19 protein-coding genes are annotated in these 18385 nt (G+C 67.2%); all 19 read left to right on the top strand.

The genetic code is table 11. The features are described from left to right. Positions 1-252: 252 nt before the first annotated feature. Entirely contained in the window at positions 253-1617 is a 1365-nt protein-coding gene (eat, locus tag ACAW63_RS08985) for an ethanolamine permease (RefSeq protein ID WP_371233122.1), read from the top strand. A gap of 11 nt (positions 1618-1628) precedes the next feature. After that, positions 1629-3023, top strand: a complete 1395-nt coding sequence (locus tag ACAW63_RS08980; protein WP_371233120.1) for an ethanolamine ammonia-lyase subunit EutB — start codon at positions 1629-1631, stop codon at positions 3021-3023. Positions 3024-3033: 10 nt separating this feature from the next. Further along, a complete protein-coding gene (gene eutC, locus ACAW63_RS08975; RefSeq protein WP_371233117.1) occupies positions 3034-3831 on the top strand; it encodes an ethanolamine ammonia-lyase subunit EutC in 798 nt (265 codons plus the stop codon). A gap of 340 nt (positions 3832-4171) precedes the next feature. Further along, positions 4172-4636 carry an N-acetyltransferase gene (locus ACAW63_RS08970; protein WP_275610161.1) on the top strand — a complete coding sequence of 155 codons (465 nt, stop codon included), beginning with the start codon at positions 4172-4174 and terminating at the stop codon, positions 4634-4636. 93 nt (positions 4637-4729) lie between these two features. Then, on the top strand, positions 4730-5602 hold the full coding sequence (locus ACAW63_RS08965; RefSeq protein ID WP_371233116.1) for a substrate-binding periplasmic protein: 873 nt from the start codon (positions 4730-4732) through the stop codon (positions 5600-5602). 203 nt (positions 5603-5805) lie between these two features. Next, positions 5806-6465, top strand: coding sequence for a DedA family protein (locus ACAW63_RS08960; RefSeq protein ID WP_275610159.1), 660 nt, complete (start codon positions 5806-5808; stop codon positions 6463-6465). Between the two features lie 7 nt (positions 6466-6472). Beyond that, entirely contained in the window at positions 6473-7291 is an 819-nt protein-coding gene (locus ACAW63_RS08955) for a zinc-dependent peptidase (protein ID WP_275610158.1), read from the top strand. Positions 7292-7371: 80 nt separating this feature from the next. Beyond that, the gene (gene ppa, locus ACAW63_RS08950) at positions 7372-7902 is read left to right on the top strand and encodes an inorganic diphosphatase (protein WP_254471204.1); all 531 of its coding nucleotides are present in this window, start codon (positions 7372-7374) and stop codon (positions 7900-7902) included. Positions 7903-8340: 438 nt separating this feature from the next. After that, on the top strand, positions 8341-8586 hold the full coding sequence (locus ACAW63_RS08945; RefSeq protein ID WP_024764669.1) for an exodeoxyribonuclease VII small subunit: 246 nt from the start codon (positions 8341-8343) through the stop codon (positions 8584-8586). Further along, on the top strand, positions 8583-9470 hold the full coding sequence (ispA, locus tag ACAW63_RS08940) for a (2E,6E)-farnesyl diphosphate synthase (protein WP_371233114.1): 888 nt from the start codon (positions 8583-8585) through the stop codon (positions 9468-9470). The genes ACAW63_RS08945 and ispA overlap by 4 nt, the downstream gene beginning before the upstream one ends. 136 nt (positions 9471-9606) lie before the next feature. Beyond that, entirely contained in the window at positions 9607-10275 is a 669-nt protein-coding gene (locus tag ACAW63_RS08935; RefSeq protein ID WP_275611880.1) for a GntR family transcriptional regulator, read from the top strand. Between the two features lie 112 nt (positions 10276-10387). Further along, complete coding sequence (locus ACAW63_RS08930; protein WP_371233112.1) at positions 10388-11332, top strand: 4-hydroxyproline epimerase; 945 nt, start codon at positions 10388-10390, stop codon at positions 11330-11332. Further along, complete coding sequence (locus tag ACAW63_RS08925) at positions 11329-12441, top strand: NAD(P)/FAD-dependent oxidoreductase (protein WP_371233110.1); 1113 nt, start codon at positions 11329-11331, stop codon at positions 12439-12441. Before ACAW63_RS08930 ends, ACAW63_RS08925 begins: the two co-directional genes overlap by 4 nt. Further along, the gene (locus ACAW63_RS08920) at positions 12434-12670 is read left to right on the top strand and encodes a 2Fe-2S iron-sulfur cluster-binding protein (RefSeq protein ID WP_275610132.1); all 237 of its coding nucleotides are present in this window, start codon (positions 12434-12436) and stop codon (positions 12668-12670) included. The genes ACAW63_RS08925 and ACAW63_RS08920 overlap by 8 nt, the downstream gene beginning before the upstream one ends. Further along, a complete protein-coding gene (locus ACAW63_RS08915) occupies positions 12667-13914 on the top strand; it encodes an FAD-dependent oxidoreductase (RefSeq protein ID WP_371233108.1) in 1248 nt (415 codons plus the stop codon). The genes ACAW63_RS08920 and ACAW63_RS08915 overlap by 4 nt, the downstream gene beginning before the upstream one ends. Before the next feature lie 201 nt (positions 13915-14115). Then, positions 14116-14868: a helix-turn-helix domain-containing protein gene (locus ACAW63_RS08910; protein ID WP_371233106.1), complete on the top strand. Its 753-nt coding sequence runs from the start codon at positions 14116-14118 to the stop codon at positions 14866-14868. Positions 14869-15108: 240 nt separating this feature from the next. Then, the gene (locus ACAW63_RS08905; protein ID WP_275610129.1) at positions 15109-15921 is read left to right on the top strand and encodes a transporter substrate-binding domain-containing protein; all 813 of its coding nucleotides are present in this window, start codon (positions 15109-15111) and stop codon (positions 15919-15921) included. A 22-nt stretch (positions 15922-15943) separates the two neighbouring features. Beyond that, complete coding sequence (locus ACAW63_RS08900; RefSeq protein WP_371233103.1) at positions 15944-17710, top strand: aconitase X; 1767 nt, start codon at positions 15944-15946, stop codon at positions 17708-17710. Then, a complete protein-coding gene (locus tag ACAW63_RS08895) occupies positions 17710-18375 on the top strand; it encodes an amino acid ABC transporter permease (protein ID WP_331318390.1) in 666 nt (221 codons plus the stop codon). Before ACAW63_RS08900 ends, ACAW63_RS08895 begins: the two co-directional genes overlap by 1 nt. Positions 18376-18385: the final 10 nt, after the last annotated feature.

Here is an 18385-nt window from a genome sequence, read left to right as displayed (position 1 = left end):
CCGTGCCTCACGCGCATTGGCCAAAGCGCCGGACACAGCGCCACGCCTGGCCTGCAGCTGCCACAGCTTGGGGCACCTGGCACGATTTCGGCACCATCATCGGGCGCTGCGCCCTGTGTGGGGCGATGGGTAACAGCCAGTTGACCCTGCGCGGCGAAAGCCGGTTCCAGCGGTCAAGTCTCGCGAGGCTTTGCGCCACTACCATCGAGGCTCAGGTATCCGTCCACGCCCCGAGGGGAAAGAGGAATCACGATGAGCGCATCACAACTAAAACCGACGCTTGGAACCTTGCATCTCTGGGGGCTCGCCGTGGGCCTGGTGATCTCCGGCGAGTACTTCGGCTGGAGCTACGGCTGGGCTGCGGCCGGTACCCTGGGCTTCCTCGTCACTACCCTGCTGGTGGCGGTAATGTACACCTGCTTCATCTTCAGCTACACCGAGCTGACCACCGCCATCCCCCATGCTGGCGGTCCCTTCGCCTACAGCCTGCGCGCCTTCGGCAAGACCGGTGGGATGATCGCCGGCGTCGCCACCCTGATCGAATTCGTCTTCGCCCCGCCCGCCATCGCCATGGCCATCGGCGCCTACCTCAACGTGCAGTTCCCCGGGCTCGATCCGAAGTGGGCGGCCACCGGCGCCTACGTGATCTTCATGACCCTGAACATCCTCGGCGTCAGCATCGCCGCCACCTTCGAGCTGGTGGTGACCGTGCTCGCGGTGGCCGAGCTGCTGGTGTTCATGGGCGTGGTTGCACCGGGCTTCAGCTTCAGCAACTTCGTACTCAACGGTTGGGCCGGCTCCGACGTGTTCGGCGCCCCGGCGATGGCCGGCATCTTCGCCGCGATCCCCTTCGCCATCTGGTTCTTCCTCGCCATCGAGGGCGCGGCCATGGCGGCCGAGGAAGCCAAGGACCCGAAACGCACCATTCCGCGCGCTTACATCGCCGGCATCCTCACCCTGGTCGCGCTGGCCATCGGCGTGATGATCTTCGCCGGTGGAGTGGGCGACTGGCGCGCGCTGTCGAACATCAACGACCCGCTGCCGCAGGCGATGAAGGCCGTGGTCGGCAACGACTCCACCTGGATGCACATGCTGGTCTGGATCGGCCTGTTCGGCCTGGTGGCCAGCTTCCACGGCATCATCCTGGGCTACTCGCGGCAGTTCTTCGCCCTCGCCCGCGCCGGCTTCCTGCCCCGCGGCCTGGCGAAACTCTCGCGCTTCCAGACCCCGCATCGGGCGATCCTCGCCGGCGGCGCGGTGGGCATCGCGGCGATCTTCAGCGACGGTCTGGTCAGCCTGCAGGGCATGACCCTGACCGCTGCGATGATCACCATGAGCGTATTCGGCGCCATCGTCATGTACATCATGAGCATGTTCAGCCTGTTCAAGCTGCGCCGCAGCGAGCCGAACCTGGAGCGCAGCTTCCGCGCCCCGGGCTACCCGGTCGTGCCCGGCATCGCCCTCGCTCTGGCGCTGCTGTGCCTGGCCGCTATGCTCTGGTTCAATAGCGTGATCGCCTCGGTGTTCCTGGTGCTGATGATCGGCGGCATCTCCTGCTGCAGCATCGTGGTCAGCCTCAATCGCGGCACCGACGCGTCGTTCGCCAGCCAGGGTTGAGGAGTAGCGCCATGTCCGGATTCGCCCACAGCGTCGGAGGCCAGACCTGGCGCTTCGACAGCCTGCGCGAGGTGATGGCCAAGGCCAGCCCGGCGCGCTCCGGCGACCGCCTCGCCGGGGTCGCCGCCGGCAGCGACGCCGAGCGTGTCGCCGCACAGATGGCGCTGGCCGACATCCCGCTCAAGCGTTTCCTCGACGAGGCGCTGATCCCCTACGAGAGCGACGAGGTCACCCGGCTGATCATCGACACCCACGACCGCCAGGCCTTCGCGCCGGTCAGCCATCTCACCGTGGGCGGCCTGCGCGACTGGCTGCTGGGCGAGCAGGCCGACGAAACCAGCCTGCGTGCCCTGGCGCCGGGGTTGACGCCGGAAATGGCAGCCGCGGTATCGAAGATCATGCGCGTGCAGGACCTGGTGCTGGTGGCGCAGAAGATCCGCGTGGTCACGCGCTTCCGCAACACCATGGGGCTGCGCGGGCGGATGTCCACGCGCCTGCAGCCCAACCACCCCACCGACGACCCCGCCGGCATCGCCGCCAGCGTGCTCGACGGCCTGCTCTACGGCAACGGTGACGCCATGCTCGGCATCAACCCGGCCACCGACAGCCTGCAATCGATCTGCACCCTGCTGGAAATGCTCGATGCGATCATCCAGCGCTACGAGATTCCCACCCAGTCCTGCGTGCTCACCCATGTCACCAGCTCCATCGAGGCGATCAACCGCGGCGCACCGCTGGATCTGGTGTTCCAGTCCATCGCCGGCACCGAGGCGGCCAACGCCAGCTTCGGCGTGAGCCTGTCGATCCTCCAGGAAGGCTACGAGGCGGGGCTGTCGCAGAAGCGCGGCACCCTGGGCGACAACCTCATGTACTTCGAGACCGGCCAGGGCAGCGCGCTGTCGGCCAACGCCCACCACGGCGTCGACCAGCAGACCTGCGAAACCCGCGCCTATGCGGTGGCGCGGCACTTCAAGCCGTTCCTGGTGAACACCGTGGTCGGTTTCATCGGCCCGGAGTACCTGTACAACGGCAAGCAGATCATCCGCGCCGGCCTTGAAGACCACTTCTGCGCCAAGCTGCTCGGTGTGCCCATGGGTTGCGACATCTGCTACACCAACCACGCCGAAGCCGACCAGGACGACATGGACATGCTCCTGACCCTGCTGGGCGTGGCCGGCATCAACTTCATCATGGGCATCCCCGGCTCCGACGACGTGATGCTCAACTACCAGACCACCTCCTTCCACGACGCGCTCTACGCGCGCCAGGTGCTGGGCCTCAGGCCCGCGCCGGAGTTCGAAGCCTGGCTGGAACGCATGGAAATCCTCCACCAGCGCGACGGCCGGGTACACATGGCCGGCCAGTTGCCCACCGCCTTCCGCCACGCGCTGGCGCAGTTGTCCTGAGGAGGCCTCGATGAGCGACAGCTACATCCCCAACCCCTGGCAGGAACTGCGCCGCCTGACCTCCGCGCGGATCGCCCTGGGCCGCGCCGGCACCAGCCTGCCAACCCGCGCACAGCTGGACTTCCAGTTCGCCCACGCCCAGGCCCGCGATGCCGTGCACCTGCCCTTCGACCGTGAAGGCCTGGCCCGGCAGTTGGCCGAACGCGGCCTCGAATGTCTGCAGCTGCACAGCGCCGCCGCCGACCGCGACATCTACCTGCAACGCCCCGACCTGGGCCGCAGGCTGAACGAAGAGTCGGCGGAAATCCTGCGCCGCCATGCCGACCGCCATCCCCAGGGTTACGACCTGGCAGTGGTGATCGCCGACGGCCTGTCCTCGCTGGCGGTGCAACGTCACAGCCTGCCCTTCCTCGAACGCCTGGAAGAACAGGCACGCAACGAAGGCTGGAGCCTCTCGCCGGTGGCACTGGTACAGCAGGGGCGCGTTGCCGTGGCCGACGAAGTGGCCGAACTGCTGCGGGCGAAGATGGTGGTCATCCTGATCGGCGAGCGTCCGGGCCTGTCGTCACCCGACAGCCTCGGCCTGTACTTCACCTGGGCGCCGAAGGTCGGCCTGAACGACGCCTACCGCAACTGCATCTCCAACGTGCGGCTCGAAGGCTTGAGCTACGGCCTGGCCGCCCACCGCCTGCTCTACCTGATGCGCGAGGCGTGCCGCCGGCAACTGTCAGGAGTGAACCTGAAGGACGAGGCGGAACTGCCGACGCTGGAAGGCACAGGGCCCGGAGCGAATTTCCTGCTGACCTGAAGCCCTGCGACAGCCGACATGAACGGCTCTTCGTAGGAGCGAGCTTGCTCGCGAACCCTCCAGCCGGGGGAACTCGGTGCCTTGCGGTTCGCGAGCAAGCTCGCTCCTACAGCCCTTGCCCACCACCAGCACATCGACGCACTGTCACCACCCCGCAAACCTTCGCGAGCAAGCTCATGCCCACACACGGCTGGGAATGGTCCGCCAAACACACCAGATCAAACGCTTGCTTGGATTGCGCTTTCAACAATTTCTGGTGCAGCATCGGACCGCTGGCTATCCGCTGGCATAGCCCCTGCATTGCCATACCAGCCCATTCACACCACGCCGAGGCCCGCCCATGCGTATCGTGCAAGCCACGCTCGACCACCTCGATCTGCTCGCGCCGCTGTTCGTCAAATACCGTGAGTTCTACGGCAAGCTGCCCTACCCCGAATCCTCGCGGAAATTCCTGGAAAAGCGCCTGCGCCGCAAGGAATCGGTGATCTACCTGGCTCTGCCGGACGACGATGACGGCAAGCTGCTGGGCTTCTGCCAGCTCTACCCGAGCTATTCCTCCCTGTCCCTCAAGCGCGTATGGATCCTCAACGACATCTACGTCGCCGAGGAAGCGCGCCGCCAACTGGTGGCCGACCACCTGCTGCAGACCGCGCGACAGATGGCCCGCGAGACCCAGGCGGTGCGCATGCGCGTCTCCACCAGCGTCAACAACGAAGTGGCGCAGAAGGTCTACGAGTCCATCGGCTTCCACGAGGACACCGAGTTCAAGAACTACATCCTGCCGATCAGCGACGACCTGACCTGACGGCGGCCCCGAGGCCCGCTGGCGTCGGCGGGCCGGGCGCACTAGAGTGATGACCGGCCATCGCCTCGCCATCCTCACCAGCAAAGGGAAGCCATGCGTCGTCCCCTGCTCGCCAGCCTCCTCCTCGCGCTCCTGTGCTCCGCCGGCCAGGCGCAGACCCTGCGCATCGCCACGCTGGACTGGGCCCCCTATGTCGGCCCCGACCTGCCCGGGCACGGCCTTGCCGCCCGCATTCTCGACGAGGCCCTGGCGCTCAATGGCGACCGGGCCGAACTGATCTTCCTGCCCTGGCAGCGGGCACTCAACGAAACCCGCGAAGGCCGTTTCGACGCGCTGATGCCGGCCTACCTCTCCGCCGACCGCAGTCGTGATTTCTACACCTCGATGCCACTGCTGGACTCCCAGCTCGGCTTCTTCCGCCGCCGCGACCATGCGTTGCCGATCGTTCCCGGCGATCTCGACAGCCTGCGCCCCTATCGCATCGGCGTGGTGCGCGGCTACGTCAACCAGAGCGCCTTCGACGCCGCCGACTTCCTCAACAAGGAAGTGGTCAGCAACGACTGGCAGAACCTGGAAAAACTCCTGCGCGGACGCATCGACCTGGCGGTGGCGGACCGCTATACCGGCTATCAGCTGCTCGCCCAGAACGCCCCGGCGCTGCGCGACCAGCTGGTCTTCGTGGAGCCGCCGCTGGACATCAAGCCGCTCTACGTCCTGGTCCCCAGAAAGCGCGCCGATGGCGAGGAGCTGGCGGCCAGCCTCGACCGCAGCCTGCGCACCCTGCGCCGCAGCGGGCGCCTGCAGCAACTGATCGCCGAGGCGCACCTGGAAACCGCCATGCACTCACGGGACGTGGCGAACCATCCCGTCGCCAAACAGTTGCCAAGGCCCGCCACCGCGCCTGCGCAGCACTTCGGCGGCGCCCCCAGGCCTGAGCTGCTGAGCTGGCAGGCGAGCCTGCTCTGACGCGGGTCTGTCGCCAAACGAGGCGGACCGCCCCATTTGTCACAGGGCATTTCAGCCATCACCCCAACCGAATTTTCACCTTCCACCTGTAATATCCTGAGTTGACGTTCGTCGCAGGACGCGATGAACAGCGTTCCCGGCGCGCAACCGTCCCTATAATGCGCACCCTGGCCGTTCACCCCCGCTGTCAAAACAGGCTTCTCATGGATTTCAACCCGATCGACCTGATTCTCCACCTCGACACCTACCTGTCGATGCTGGTGGCCAACTACGGCACCTGGATTTACGCCATCCTCTTCCTGGTGATTTTCTGCGAGACCGGCCTGGTCGTAACGCCCTTCCTGCCGGGCGATTCGCTGCTCTTCATCGCCGGCGCCATCTGCGCCACCGGCGGCATGGACCCCTGGCTGCTCGGCAGCCTGCTGCTGGTTGCGGCCATCACCGGCGACAGCACCAACTACGTGATCGGGCGAACCCTGGGCAAACGCCTGTTCAGCAACCCGGACTCCAAGGTCTTCCGCCGCGACTACCTGGACCAGACCCACGCCTTCTACGAGCGCCATGGCGGCAAGACCGTGACCCTGGCGCGCTTCCTGCCCATCGTGCGCACCTTCGCGCCCTTCGTCGCCGGCATGGCGTACATGCCTTATCTGCGCTTCCTGGCCTTCAGCGTGGCCGGCAGCGTGGCCTGGGTCGGCGGCCTGGTGACCCTGGGCTACTTCTTCGGCAACGTGCCGTTCATCAAGCAGAACCTCTCGCTGATGATCATCGGCATCATCGCCTTCTCCCTGCTGCCCATGATCATCGGCGTCATCCGCCACAAGCTGCGCCCGTCGGCCAAGGCCCAGACCGGCGAGCGCTGAGCCACCCATGTGGTCCTTCAGCGACTGGCGCCGCCGGCGCTTCCTCGCCCGCCATCCGCTGGATGCGCAGCTGTGGGCGCAGGTACGCCGGCACCTGCCGATCCTCGATGGCCTGAACGATGACGAACTGCGCCTGCTCGGCGAGCGGGCGTTGCTGTTCCTGCGCGACAAACACCTCTCCGCCCTGCCCGGCGTCGAACTGGACGACTTCCGTCGCCTGCTGCTCGCCGCCCAGGCGCAACTGCCGCTGCTGCATCTGCCGGAGCTGAACTGGTACCAGGGCTTCCACGAACTGGTGCTCTATCCCGACGACTTCGTCAGCCCGCAGAAGCACCGCGACCCGGCCGGCGTCATCCACGAATTTGACGACGAGCGCGCCGGCGAAACCTCGCTGCAAGGCCCGGTGATCCTTGCCTGGCCTGGCGTGGAAAGCGGCGGCGGCTGGGACGCCTACAACCTGGTGATCCACGAACTGGCGCACAAGCTGGACATGCTCAACGGCGACGCCAACGGCCTGCCGCCGCTGCACCGCGACATGCGCGTCACCGACTGGGCCTCCGCCATGCAGAGCGCCTACGACGACATGAACCGCCAGCTCGACCGCGATCCGCAGGCGCATACCGCCATCGACCCCTATGCGGCCGAGAATCCGGCGGAATTCTTCGCCGTCACCAGCGAGTACTTCTTCACTGCCCCCGACCTCCTTCAGGAGGCCTATCCCAAAGTCTATGAACAGCTTTCGCTGTTCTACCGGCAAGATCCGCTTTCGCGCCTGCACCTGCTTCAGGCCGAGCACCCCGAATATCAGGAAACTCAGGCGCACTAGGCGATGTCTGTGGCTTGGACACGGCAATCTGCCTATAATCCGCCGCACTTTTTCGGCCCGACCATTATCTGGAGTCGTCCATGAGCTACAGCAGCATCCCGGCTGGCAAAGACCTGCCGAACGACATTTACGTCGCCATCGAGATCCCGGCCAACCACGCGCCGATCAAGTACGAAATCGACAAGGACACCGACTGCCTGTTCGTCGACCGTTTCATGGCCACCCCGATGTTCTACCCGGCCAACTACGGCTTCATCCCGAACACCCTGGCCGACGACGGTGACCCCCTGGACGTGCTGGTCGTGACCCCCTACCCGGTCGCTCCGGGCTCCGTGATCCGCGCCCGTCCGGTTGGCGTGCTGAACATGAGCGACGAAGCCGGCGGCGACGCCAAGCTGATCGCCGTACCGCACGACAAGCTGACCGTCCTGTACAAGGACGTGAAGGAATACACCGACCTGCCGGCCCTGCTGCTGGAGCAGATCAAGCACTTCTTCGAGAACTACAAGGATCTCGAAAAGGGCAAGTGGGTGAAGGTCGAGGGCTGGGGCAACGCCGCACAAGCTCACGACTACATCACCAAAGCCGTCGCCGCCTTCCAGGCCAAGTGATGGTCGCGCGGATTATCCGCGCAGCGAAAAGCCCCGCCCAGGCGGGGCTTTTTCATGACCGGGATTAGGCTTTTCGTTCCGGCTTTGCTACTATCTGCGCCCCGCGAGCAGCTCACTGCGTCGCCACAGAATCAAGGCGGTCTGCTTTACCAGAAGTAAGGTTGGACCACCCCCTGAAAGCCGGCCACAAGCCGGCTTTTTTAATGCCCGCGAAAAGCCTCGCCACCGATCACCAACCATCGCGCCAGTGTCATCCATAGCGTCAAGGATCGGGCGATTCCCGCTGCCATGAAACACTGCCCTACTGCTGGCTGCCCTAGCCCTCTGTATCCAGCTCCAGCGGCACAGGTAGCGCTGGGCGGAGACCATGGCATTTGCCCGCAATCCCCGTCTCTGCTAGTGTCCCGAGGTTTCCGAATACCCCGCCGAGATGTCCGCATGGCCCGCAAGAAAGCTTCCCTTGACTTCGAACAGTCCCTCGCCGAACTGCAAACGCTGGTGGAGCGTCTGGAAAGCGGCGAGTTGTCGCTGGAGGATTCGCTGGGTGCCTTCGAGCAGGGCATTCGCCTGACCCGTGATTGCCAGGCGGCGCTGACCCAGGCGGAGCAGAAGGTGCAGATCCTGCTGGAGCGCGACGGCGAGTTGAGCGAAGCGCCCTTCGATCCGGAAGGCGAAGACGCATGATTTCTGCCTACCAGGCGCGCTGCCAGGCGCGTGTCGATGCTGCGCTGGAAACCCTGTTCGTCGCCCCCCGTGAAGAGCTCACCCGCATCTATGCCGCCATGCGCTACAGCGTGGTCAACGGCGGCAAGCGCGTGCGCCCGCTGCTGGCCTACGCGGCCTGCGAGGCGCTGGGTGGCGAGCTTGCGCGCGCCGATGGCGCGGCCTGTGCGGTGGAGCTGATCCACGCCTACTCCCTGGTGCACGACGACCTGCCGGCGATGGACGACGACGACCTGCGTCGTGGACAGCCGACCACCCATATCGCCTTCGACGAAGCCTGCGCGATTCTCGCGGGCGACGGTCTGCAGACTCTGGCCTTTGAGGTGATCGGTAACGCCGACCTCAATCCGCAGGACGCCCAGACCCGCCTGGACATGCTGTTGATCCTGACGCGCGCCGCCGGCTCCGCCGGGATGGTCGGCGGACAGGCGATCGACCTGGAATCCGTGGGCCGCAAGATCGACCAGGCGGCTCTGGAAACCATGCACCGGCACAAGACCGGCGCGCTGATCGAGGCCAGCGTGCAACTCGGCGCCCTGGCCAGCGGCCGTGCCGGCGCTGCCGATCTGGAAGCGCTGCGCCGCTATGCCGAAGCCATCGGCCTGGCCTTCCAGGTGCAGGACGACATCCTCGACGTGGAAAGCGACACCACCACCCTCGGCAAGACCCAGGGCAAGGACCAGGCCCACGACAAGCCCACCTACCCCGCCCTGCTCGGCCTCGACGCCGCCAAGGCGTATGCCCTGACCCTGCGCGACCAGGCGCTGGCCGCGCTGGAAGGCTTCGGCGACTCCGCCGAGCCGCTGCGCGCGCTGGCCCGCTATATCGTCGACCGCCGCAACTGATCCCTGTTACCGGGCACGCGCTTTGCGTGTCCATTGGCGTGAAGCGCCCGATCAGCGGGCCCTCCCTGTGCCCTGGTCGTTTCGTATACAATATTCGACACTATCCACCTGATCGGAGCGCCTCGTGACGCTACCCCTGCGCAACGCGCCCAACCTGGGCATCGTTCCTTCCGCCTCGGAGATCATCGCCAAGCATTTGCGGGAGGCGATCATTTCCGGTCAATTGCCGGAAAACGAGCCGATCCGCCAGGACGATATCGCCCAGGTGTTCAACGTCAGCAAGATTCCCGTGCGCGAGGCGCTCAAGCGCCTGGAGGCCGAGGGCCTGGTGGAATTCCAGCGCAACAAGGGCGCGCTGGTGACGAAGATTTCCGAGCCGGAACTGGCGCAGATGTTCGAGGTACGGGTGATCCTCGAAGCCCAGGCGATCCGCCTGGCGGTGCCGAACATGACCGCGGAGACCTTCGAGCGCGCCGAGCGCATCTGTGCCGAGTTCGTCGGCGAGGATGACGTGGGCCGCTGGGCCGAGCTGAACTGGGAGCTGCATGCCTGCCTCTACGAGCCAGCGCAGCGGCCGTACCTCGTCGGCCTGATCCGCTCGATCCACGACAAGCTCGAACGCTACCTGCGGATGCAGATGAGCCTGTCCGCGGGCAAGGAGCGCGCCGACCACGAGCACCACGACATTCTCGACGCCTGCCGCGCCGGCGACGGCGAGCTGGCGGCGCGGCTGCTGGAAGAACACATCAATGGCGTCTGCCGCACGCTCTACGAGCACCTGCCAAACCGCCCGACACCGAGCTGATCGAAAGACACCGCTGTGCCGATTTCATCATCGGCCCGGCGGAAAACCCTCAAGCCCTCCGAACCTCCCCGCGCCACCCTAGGGTCTACAACAAGACACCTCAGGGGGCAGCATGAAACGCATCCAGGTTCTCGATTCCCATACCGGCGGCGAACCCACCCGCCTGGTGCTCGACGGCTTTCCCGATCTGGGCGACGGCAGCATGGCCGAGCGCCGCTCGCGGCTGGCCAAGGAGCATGACGCCTGGCGCGCCGCCACGGTGCTGGAGCCGCGCGGCAGCGACGTGCTGGTCGGTGCACTGCTCTGCGAGCCGGTGGACCCGAGCGCCTGTGCCGGGGTGATCTTCTTCAACAACACCGGCTACCTGGGCATGTGCGGCCACGGCACCATCGGCCTGGTGGTTTCGCTGGCGCACCTGGGGCGCATCGGTCCCGGTACGCACAAGATCGAAACGCCGGTGGGCACCGTCGAAGCGACCCTGCACGACGACCGCTCGGTGAGTGTGCGCAACGTGCCCGCCTACCGCTACCGCAAGCAGGTGCCGGTGGAAGTGCCCGGTCATGGCCTGGTGCGCGGCGATATCGCCTGGGGCGGCAACTGGTTCTTCCTGATTTCCGAGCACGGCCTGCGCGTGGCCGGGGACAATCTCGAAGCGCTCACCGCCTACACCGTCGCCGTGCAGAAGGCGCTGGAGGACCAGGGCATCCGTGGCGAAGACGGTGGGCTGATCGACCATATCGAGCTGTTCGCCGACGACCCCGACGCCGACAGCCGCAACTACGTGCTCTGCCCCGGCAAGGCCTATGACCGCTCCCCTTGCGGCACCGGCACCAGCGCCAAGCTGGCGTGCCTGGCCGCCGACGGCAAGCTCGCTGCCGGCGAAGCCTGGCGCCAGGCCAGCGTGATCGGCAGCCAGTTCGAGGGCCGCTTCGAATGGGCCGGCGAGCCGGAGGAAGGGCGCATCATCCCGACCATCCGGGGCCGCGCCAACATCAGCGCCGAAGCCACCCTGCTGCTGGAAGAGGACGATCCCTTCGCCTGGGGCATCCGCCCGTGAGCGATGCCGACATCATCGTCATCGGCGCCGGCATCGTCGGCGCCGCCTGCGCCCACGCCTTCGCCCAGCGCGGGCTGGACGTGCTGGTGCTGGACGCGCGCCTGCCCGGCGCCACCGCCGTCGGCATGGGCCATCTGCTGGTGCTGGACGACAACGCCGCCGAACTCGCACTGAGCGACTACTCGCTGCAACGCTGGCGCGAGTGGGGCCGCGACATGCCCGCCGAGTGTGCCTATCGCAGCAACGGCACGCTGTGGCTGGCGGCCAATGCCGAAGAGATGGCCGAAGCCGAGCGCAAGTTCGCTGTGCTGCGCGAGCACGGCGTGGCTGCCAGGCTGCTGAACGGCGCGGAGCTGCAGCGGGAAGAACCCGAGCTGCGCAACGACCTGCACGGCGGGCTGGAGATCACCGGCGACGGCATTCTCTACGCACCGCGCGCCGCCGCCTGGCTGCTGGAGTCGGCGCGCAAGCCGATCCGCCAGCGCCAGGCCAGGGTGGTGGAAATCGACGAGCCCCGCGTGCGCCTGGACAACGGCCAGTGGCTGAGCGCCAGGGCCGTGGTGCTGGCCAACGGCATCCAGGCCGGCGAGCTGTGCCCGGGGCTGCCCATCGAGCCGAAGAAGGGCCATCTGCTGATCACCGACCGCTACCCCGGCAAGGTGCGCCGCACGCTGGTGGAGCTGGGCTACGTGACCAGTGCGCACAATGCCAGCGGGCCGTCGGTAGCCTGCAATATCCAGCCACGCCCGACCGGGCAACTGTTCATCGGCGCCTCGCGGCAGTTCGGCACCACCGACCCGCAGGTGGAAGGCTGGATGCTGGCGAAGATGCTGCGCCGCGCCGTGGACTACATGCCCGGCCTGGCCTACCTCAACGTGATTCGCAGCTGGGCCGGTTTCCGTGCCGCCAGCCCGGACGGCCTGCCGCTGGTGGGCGAGCACCCACAACGCCCCGGCCTGTGGCTGGCGGTCGGCCACGAAGGTCTCGGCGTGACCACCGCGCCGGGCACCGCCGACCTGCTCGCCGCGCAACTGTGCGACGAGCCGTTGCCGCTGGCCGCCGAACCCTATTCCCCGCGCCGCTTCCTCGGAGTCACCGCCCATGCCTGACCTGATCCTCGACGGCCGCCCGCTGCGGGTCGCCGCCGGCACCACGGTGGCCGCCGCGCTCGCCCTGGGTGGCGACGGCACCACCCGCACCTCGGTCAGCGGCCAACGCCGCGCGCCGCTGTGCGGCATGGGTGTCTGCCAGGAATGCCGGGTAAGCATCGACGGCCAGCGCCGCCTGGCCTGCCAGACCCTCTGCCGCGACGGCATGCAGGTGGAGACCCGCCCATGAGCGCAGTGGCCGATATCGTCATCATCGGCGCCGGCCCGGCCGGGCTGTCCGCCGCTCTCGCTGCCGCACCGAGCGGCGCCAGCATCGTCATCCTCGACGACAACCCGTTGCCCGGCGGCCAGATCTGGCGCGACGGTCCGAATGCGCATCTGCCCCGGGCCGCCATTGAGTTGCGTGAGAAGGTTGTCGCCTGCGCCAATGTCCGCATTCACAACGGTACCCGCGTGGTGGCGCTGGCCGGCGAACAGGGCCTGCTGCTGGAAGATGCCGAGCGCGGCTGGCGGCTGGATTACCACAAGCTGATTCTCTGCACCGGTGCCCGCGAATTGCTGCTGCCCTTCCCCGGCTGGACGCTGCCGGGTGTTACCGGCGCCGGCGGTTTGCAGGCGCTGATCAAGGGCGGCATGCCGGTCAATGGGCAACGCGTGGTGATCGCTGGCAGCGGCCCGCTGCTGCTCGCCAGCGCCGCCACCGCCCGCAGCAACGGCGCCCGCATCCTGCGCATCGCCGAGCAGGCTTCGTGGCCTGCGCTGGCGCGCTTCGCGGTGATGCTGCCGCGCTGGCCGAACAAGCTGCTGCAGTCCTTCGGTCTCTACGATCGTACCTACCGCGCCGACAGCCATGTGGTCGCCGCGCTGGGCAACGAGCGTCTCGAAGCCGTGCGCATGAACCAGGGCGGCAAGGTGGTGGAAATCGAATGCGACCGACTGGCCTGCGGGTTCGGCCTGGTCCCCAACACCCAGCTCGGCCAAGCGCTGGGCTGCCCCATCGAGAACGGCGCGATCCGCATCGATGCCTGGCAGGCGAGCACCCGCGCCGGTATCTACGCGGCGGGCGAATGCACCGGTTTCGGCGGCTCCGAACTCGCTCTGGTGGAAGGCCGCATCGCCGGCCATGCAGCAGTGGGCGAACACGAACACGCCCGCGCACTGTGGCCGCAGCGCCAGCGCTGGCAGGGCTTCGCCGATGCACTGCGGCGCGACTTCGCCCTCGACCCGCGCCTGAGCCAACTGGCCGAGCCGGACACCCTGGTCTGCCGCTGCGAGGACGTGCCCTACTCGGCCCTCGTTGGCAAACCGGACTGGACCGCCGCCAAGCTCGCCAGCCGCTGCGGCATGGGCGCCTGCCAGGGCCGCGTGTGCGGCGCGGCGGTGCAGCAACTGTTCGGCTGGCAACCGCCGGCGCCGCGCCCGCCGTTCAGCCCGGCACGGGTGGAAACCTTGTTGCAGTTGGCCGAAGACTGAAGGCACAAGCGGCGAGTGGCGGATAACGCTTGAGGCGTTATGCGCCCTACGTCCGCCTCATACAGCGCACCCCGTAGGGCGCATAAAGCGGCACGCTTGATCCGCCGTCTCTACCTCCGCCCTACGCACGCACACGCAACTTCCCCCAGGCCTATTCGTCCCGTATCTTCAGCCGTGTTTCGTCAGCCAAGCCACTTCCCGATGCACGACCTGATTCCCCAGGGCGCCCGCGACCTGGACAGCCTGCTGCAGACCCTGCAGCAGATCACTCCGCTGCTCGACGCCATGCCCGGCGTGGTGTTCTTCATCAAGGACACCGCCGCGCGCTACGTGATGGTCAACCGGACCCTGGCGCGGCGTTGCGGCGTGAAGGATGCCGGCGAGCTGCTCGGGCGTACCGCCGAGGACGTCTTCCCTTCGCGCTTCGGGCCGATCTACACCGAGCAGGATCGCCGTGTGCTGGAAACCGGCGGGCAGCTCAGCGACCAGCTGGAACTGCACCTCTACCCCGCGCGCCAGCCCGGCTGGTGCCTGACCCACAAGCTGGCGCTGCGCGATGCCGACGGCAAGGTGATCGGCATGGCCGGCATCTCCAGCGACCTGCAGGCAGCGCAGTCGACCCATCCGGCGTACCAGCGCCTGGCCACGGTGGACGCCTATATCCGCGAGCACTTCGACAAGCCGATCAACCTCAGTGAACTCACCGAACTGGCCGGTCTGTCCGTCGCCCAGCTGGAGCGTCACTGCAAGCGCATCTTCCAGCTCACGCCGCGGCAGATGATCCACAAGGCGCGCCTCGGCGCCGCCACCCGCCTGCTCGCCGAAGACCTGCCGATCACCGAGATCGCCCTACGCTGCGGTTACACCGACCACAGCGCCTTCAGCCGCCAGTTCCGCGCCCTCACCGGGCTGTCGCCGACCCAGTATCGCGAGTCGCAGAGCACGCTGCGCTGACTCGTAGTGCTTCCATTCGGGGCAGCGAAACACTCGCCTGCTTCATTCGGTAACAGCCTTCGGAAGCATCCCTTCAGCCACTTCCCTCGCTTACCCAGGGTCCGCCCCCTCAACGGCGGGGCCTGCGTCCCACGACACCCGCTCGGACGATTTCTGGCACATGCCTTGCTCTAGAAAATATCGTATACGAAATCCCTAATACAAAAATCACTGCACAACACTGACCAGAGCGAGGCCCCCATGAAATTCAGTCGAATCGCTGTAGCCCTCACCGCTGTTGCCAGTACCTTCCTTATCAGTCAGGCCCAGGCCGACAAGCTCGACGACATCATCGAATCCGGCAAGCTGCGCTGCGCGGTGACCCTGGACTTCCCGCCCATGGGCTCGCGCGATGCGCAGAACAACCCGGTGGGCTTCGACGTCGACTATTGCAACGACCTGGCGAAAGTCCTCGGCGTTACCGCCGAAGTCGTCGAGACGCCCTTCCCCGACCGCATCCCGGCACTGGTCTCCGGCCGCGCCGACGTCATCGTCGCCTCCACCTCCGACACCCTGGAGCGCGCCAAGACCGTGGGCATGACCGTGCCCTACTTCGCCTTCCAGATGGTGGTGCTGACCCGCGAAGACACCGGCATCAACAGCTACGCCGACATCAAGGGCCGTCCGGTGGGCAACACCAGCGGCACCTATGAAGCCATCGCCCTGGAGAAGGACGTGAAGAAGTGGGGCAACGGCAGCTTCCGCGCCTACCAGACCCAGAACGACACCATCCTCGCCGTCGCCCAGGGCCACATCGACGCCACCGTGGTCACCAACACCGTCGCCGCCTCCACCCTGAAGTCCGGCAAGTACAAGGGCCTGAAGGTGGCGGGCAACGCGCCCTACGTCATCGACTACGTGTCGCTGGCCGCCCAGCGCAACGAGTTCGGCCTGATCAACTACCTCAACCTGTTCGTCAACCAGCAGGTGCGCACCGGCCGCTACGCCGAGCTGTACGACAAGTGGGTCGGCGGCACCCCGGTCGAACTCACCGTTCCCCACGTGTACTACTGACGGCGGACCGATGATGTCTTCGATGCACGCATCAGAGGTTATGGACGTGGCCCTCAGCGGCCGCGTCCTGATGGGCGGCAGCGCCGAGGGGGCGTTGTTGTGCGCGGGGACGGGGCTGAGCCTGTGGGGGGGCGTCGATCCCTTCAGCGGCGAAGTCATCGACCGCCACCACCCGCTCAGTGGCCAGCTGCTGCCTGGCCGGGTTCTGGCGATCCCCAGCGGACGCGGCTCCTGCACCGGCAGCAGCGTGATGCTGGAAATGCTGCTCAATGGCCACGCGCCAGCGGCCTTGCTGTTGGCCGAGCCGGACGAAATCCTCACCCTCGGCGTGCTGGTGGCGCAGGTGCTGTTCGGCCGCGCGATCCCAGTGCTGTGCCTGGGGCGTGACGGCTTCGAGCGGCTCGCCGGCGGCGTCTGGGCGCGCATCGAAAATGACCGGGTAACGCTTTATCCACAGCGCCCCGCCGATGACTGGCGGGGCGTGATGGCCAGCGATGCCGGCCCGTTGCCCGAGGGCCTGGCGCTGGACGCCGATGATCGTGCGCTGCTCGACGGCGCACACGGCAAGGCGGCCCAGGCAGCCATGCAGATCCTCCTGCGCATGGCCGCGCTGCAAGGCGCCAAGGACCTGCTGGACGTGACCCAGGCGCACATCGACGGCTGCATCTACACCGGCCCTGCGAGCCTGCGCTTCGCCCGCCAGCTGGTGGACTGGGGCGCCAAGGTGCGGGTGCCGACCACCCTCAATTCGATTTCCGTGGACCACCGCCAGTGGCGCGAGCTGGGGGTCGACAAGGACTTCGGCGAGCCCGCCAGCGCGGTGGGCGACGCCTACATGGCGATGGGCGCGCAGCTCAGCTACACCTGCGCGCCCTACCTGCTGGACACCGCCCCTGGCCTCGGCGACCAGGTGGTCTGGGCCGAGTCCAACGCCGTGGTGTACGCCAACAGCGTGCTCGGCGCGCGCACCCTGAAGTACCCGGATTACCTCGACATCTGCATTGCCCTCACCGGCCGCGCGCCGAACGTCGGCAGTCACCGCGACGAAGGCCGGCTGGCCACGCTGCGGGTGGATGTCGAGCTGCCGGCGACCCATGACGAGTCGATCTACCCGCTGCTCGGCTACCACATCGGTTCGCTGTGCGGCAGCCGCATCCCGGTGGTCGAGGGCCTGCAAGCACTGGCCCCGGACAGTGACGCGCTGAAAGCCTTCGGCGCGGCCTTCGCCACCACCTCCGCGGCGCCGATGTTCCACATCGCCGGGGTGACCCCGGAAGCGCCGGACGTGGCCACCGCCCTCGGCGGCCAGGCGCCGCGCCAGCAGTTGCGCGTCACCCCGGCGGACCTGGTCGCCACCTGGCGCGAGCTGGACCGCGCCAGCGAGCCGACCGTGCAGCTGGTGTCCCTGGGCAACCCGCACTTCTCCGCCAGCGAATGCGCCAGCCTCGCCCGGCTGCTGGCCGGGCGCCGCAAGCATCCGGACGTCGCGCTGGTCATCACCCTCGGTCGCGCCGTGCAGGAGCAGGCGCGGGCGGCGGGCCACGTGCAGGTGCTGCAGGACTTCGGCGCGCTGCTGGTCAACGACACCTGCTGGTGCATGCTCGGCGAGCCGATCATCCCGCCGCACTGCACCGCGCTGATCACCAACTCGGCGAAATACGCCCACTACGGTCCGGGCCTGGCCGGCCGCCAGGTGCATTTCGGCAGCCTGGCCGTGTGCGTCGAGGCTGCCTGCAGCGCACGTGCCGACGGCGGCGTGCCGGCCTGGCTGAGCGGGGAGGCAGGCTGATGTTCAACTACAGCTTCCACTGGCGCTCGGCCTTCCAGGCCCTGCCGGACATGCTCGGCGGCGCCCTGGTGACCCTGGAGACCGCCGCCCTGTCGATGCTCCTCGGGGTGCTCATCGCCCTGCTGCTGACCGTCATGCGGCAGATGAAGAATCCGTGGCTGAAGGGCTTCGCCGATACCTGGGTATCCATTGCGCGCAACACCCCATCGCTGTTCCAGATCTACATCCTGTACTTCGGCCTGGGCTCCTTCGGCCTGCACGTCAGCTCCTGGGTGGCGCTGCTGGCGGGGATCACCTTCAACAACGCCGGCTACCTCGCGGAGAACTTCCGCGGCGGCCTCAAGGCCGTGCCGGACACCCAGATGCGCGCCGCGCGCTCGCTGGGCATGAGCGCCTTCCAGGCGTACCGGCTGATCGTCATTCCGCAGTTGCTGCGCATCGTCTTCTACCCGCTCACCAACCAGATGGTCTGGGCGGTGCTGATGACCTCCCTGGGCGTGGTGGTGGGGCTCAACAACGACCTCACCGGCGTCACCCAGGACTTCAACGTGCGCACCTTCCGCACCTTCGAGTACTTCGCCCTGGCGGCGGTGCTCTATTACATCATCGCCAAGGTCATCGTGGCGGCCGCCCGCCTGCTGGGCTGGCGTCTGTTCCGCTACTAAGGGAGGCACG

It is taken from the genome of Pseudomonas sp. QE6 (genome assembly GCF_041379005.1).
In the GTDB taxonomy this organism is placed as follows: domain Bacteria; phylum Pseudomonadota; class Gammaproteobacteria; order Pseudomonadales; family Pseudomonadaceae; genus Pseudomonas.
Note: the sequence above shows the minus strand (reverse complement) of the source record. Positions and strands in the feature narration are given on the sequence as shown.

What these genes read in the sequence shown, in the direction of transcription:
- ACAW63_RS08945 (WP_024764669.1), top strand. Translation starts at nt 8,341, where the DNA reads ATGGCCCGCAAGAAAGCTTCCCTTGACTTCGAACAGTCCCTCGCCGAA.
- ACAW63_RS08920 (WP_275610132.1), top strand. Translation starts at nt 12,434, where the DNA reads ATGCCTGACCTGATCCTCGACGGCCGCCCGCTGCGGGTCGCCGCCGGC.
- ACAW63_RS08915 (WP_371233108.1), top strand. Translation starts at nt 12,667, where the DNA reads ATGAGCGCAGTGGCCGATATCGTCATCATCGGCGCCGGCCCGGCCGGG.
- ACAW63_RS08980 (WP_371233120.1), top strand. Translation starts at nt 1,629, where the DNA reads ATGTCCGGATTCGCCCACAGCGTCGGAGGCCAGACCTGGCGCTTCGAC.
- ACAW63_RS08895 (WP_331318390.1), top strand. Translation starts at nt 17,710, where the DNA reads ATGTTCAACTACAGCTTCCACTGGCGCTCGGCCTTCCAGGCCCTGCCG.
- eat (WP_371233122.1), top strand. Translation starts at nt 253, where the DNA reads ATGAGCGCATCACAACTAAAACCGACGCTTGGAACCTTGCATCTCTGG.
- eutC (WP_371233117.1), top strand. Translation starts at nt 3,034, where the DNA reads ATGAGCGACAGCTACATCCCCAACCCCTGGCAGGAACTGCGCCGCCTG.
- ACAW63_RS08905 (WP_275610129.1), top strand. Translation starts at nt 15,109, where the DNA reads ATGAAATTCAGTCGAATCGCTGTAGCCCTCACCGCTGTTGCCAGTACC.
- ACAW63_RS08955 (WP_275610158.1), top strand. Translation starts at nt 6,473, where the DNA reads ATGTGGTCCTTCAGCGACTGGCGCCGCCGGCGCTTCCTCGCCCGCCAT.
- ACAW63_RS08960 (WP_275610159.1), top strand. Translation starts at nt 5,806, where the DNA reads ATGGATTTCAACCCGATCGACCTGATTCTCCACCTCGACACCTACCTG.
- ACAW63_RS08900 (WP_371233103.1), top strand. Translation starts at nt 15,944, where the DNA reads ATGCACGCATCAGAGGTTATGGACGTGGCCCTCAGCGGCCGCGTCCTG.
- ppa (WP_254471204.1), top strand. Translation starts at nt 7,372, where the DNA reads ATGAGCTACAGCAGCATCCCGGCTGGCAAAGACCTGCCGAACGACATT.
- ACAW63_RS08910 (WP_371233106.1), top strand. Translation starts at nt 14,116, where the DNA reads ATGCACGACCTGATTCCCCAGGGCGCCCGCGACCTGGACAGCCTGCTG.
- ACAW63_RS08930 (WP_371233112.1), top strand. Translation starts at nt 10,388, where the DNA reads ATGAAACGCATCCAGGTTCTCGATTCCCATACCGGCGGCGAACCCACC.
- ACAW63_RS08970 (WP_275610161.1), top strand. Translation starts at nt 4,172, where the DNA reads ATGCGTATCGTGCAAGCCACGCTCGACCACCTCGATCTGCTCGCGCCG.
- ACAW63_RS08965 (WP_371233116.1), top strand. Translation starts at nt 4,730, where the DNA reads ATGCGTCGTCCCCTGCTCGCCAGCCTCCTCCTCGCGCTCCTGTGCTCC.
- ispA (WP_371233114.1), top strand. Translation starts at nt 8,583, where the DNA reads ATGATTTCTGCCTACCAGGCGCGCTGCCAGGCGCGTGTCGATGCTGCG.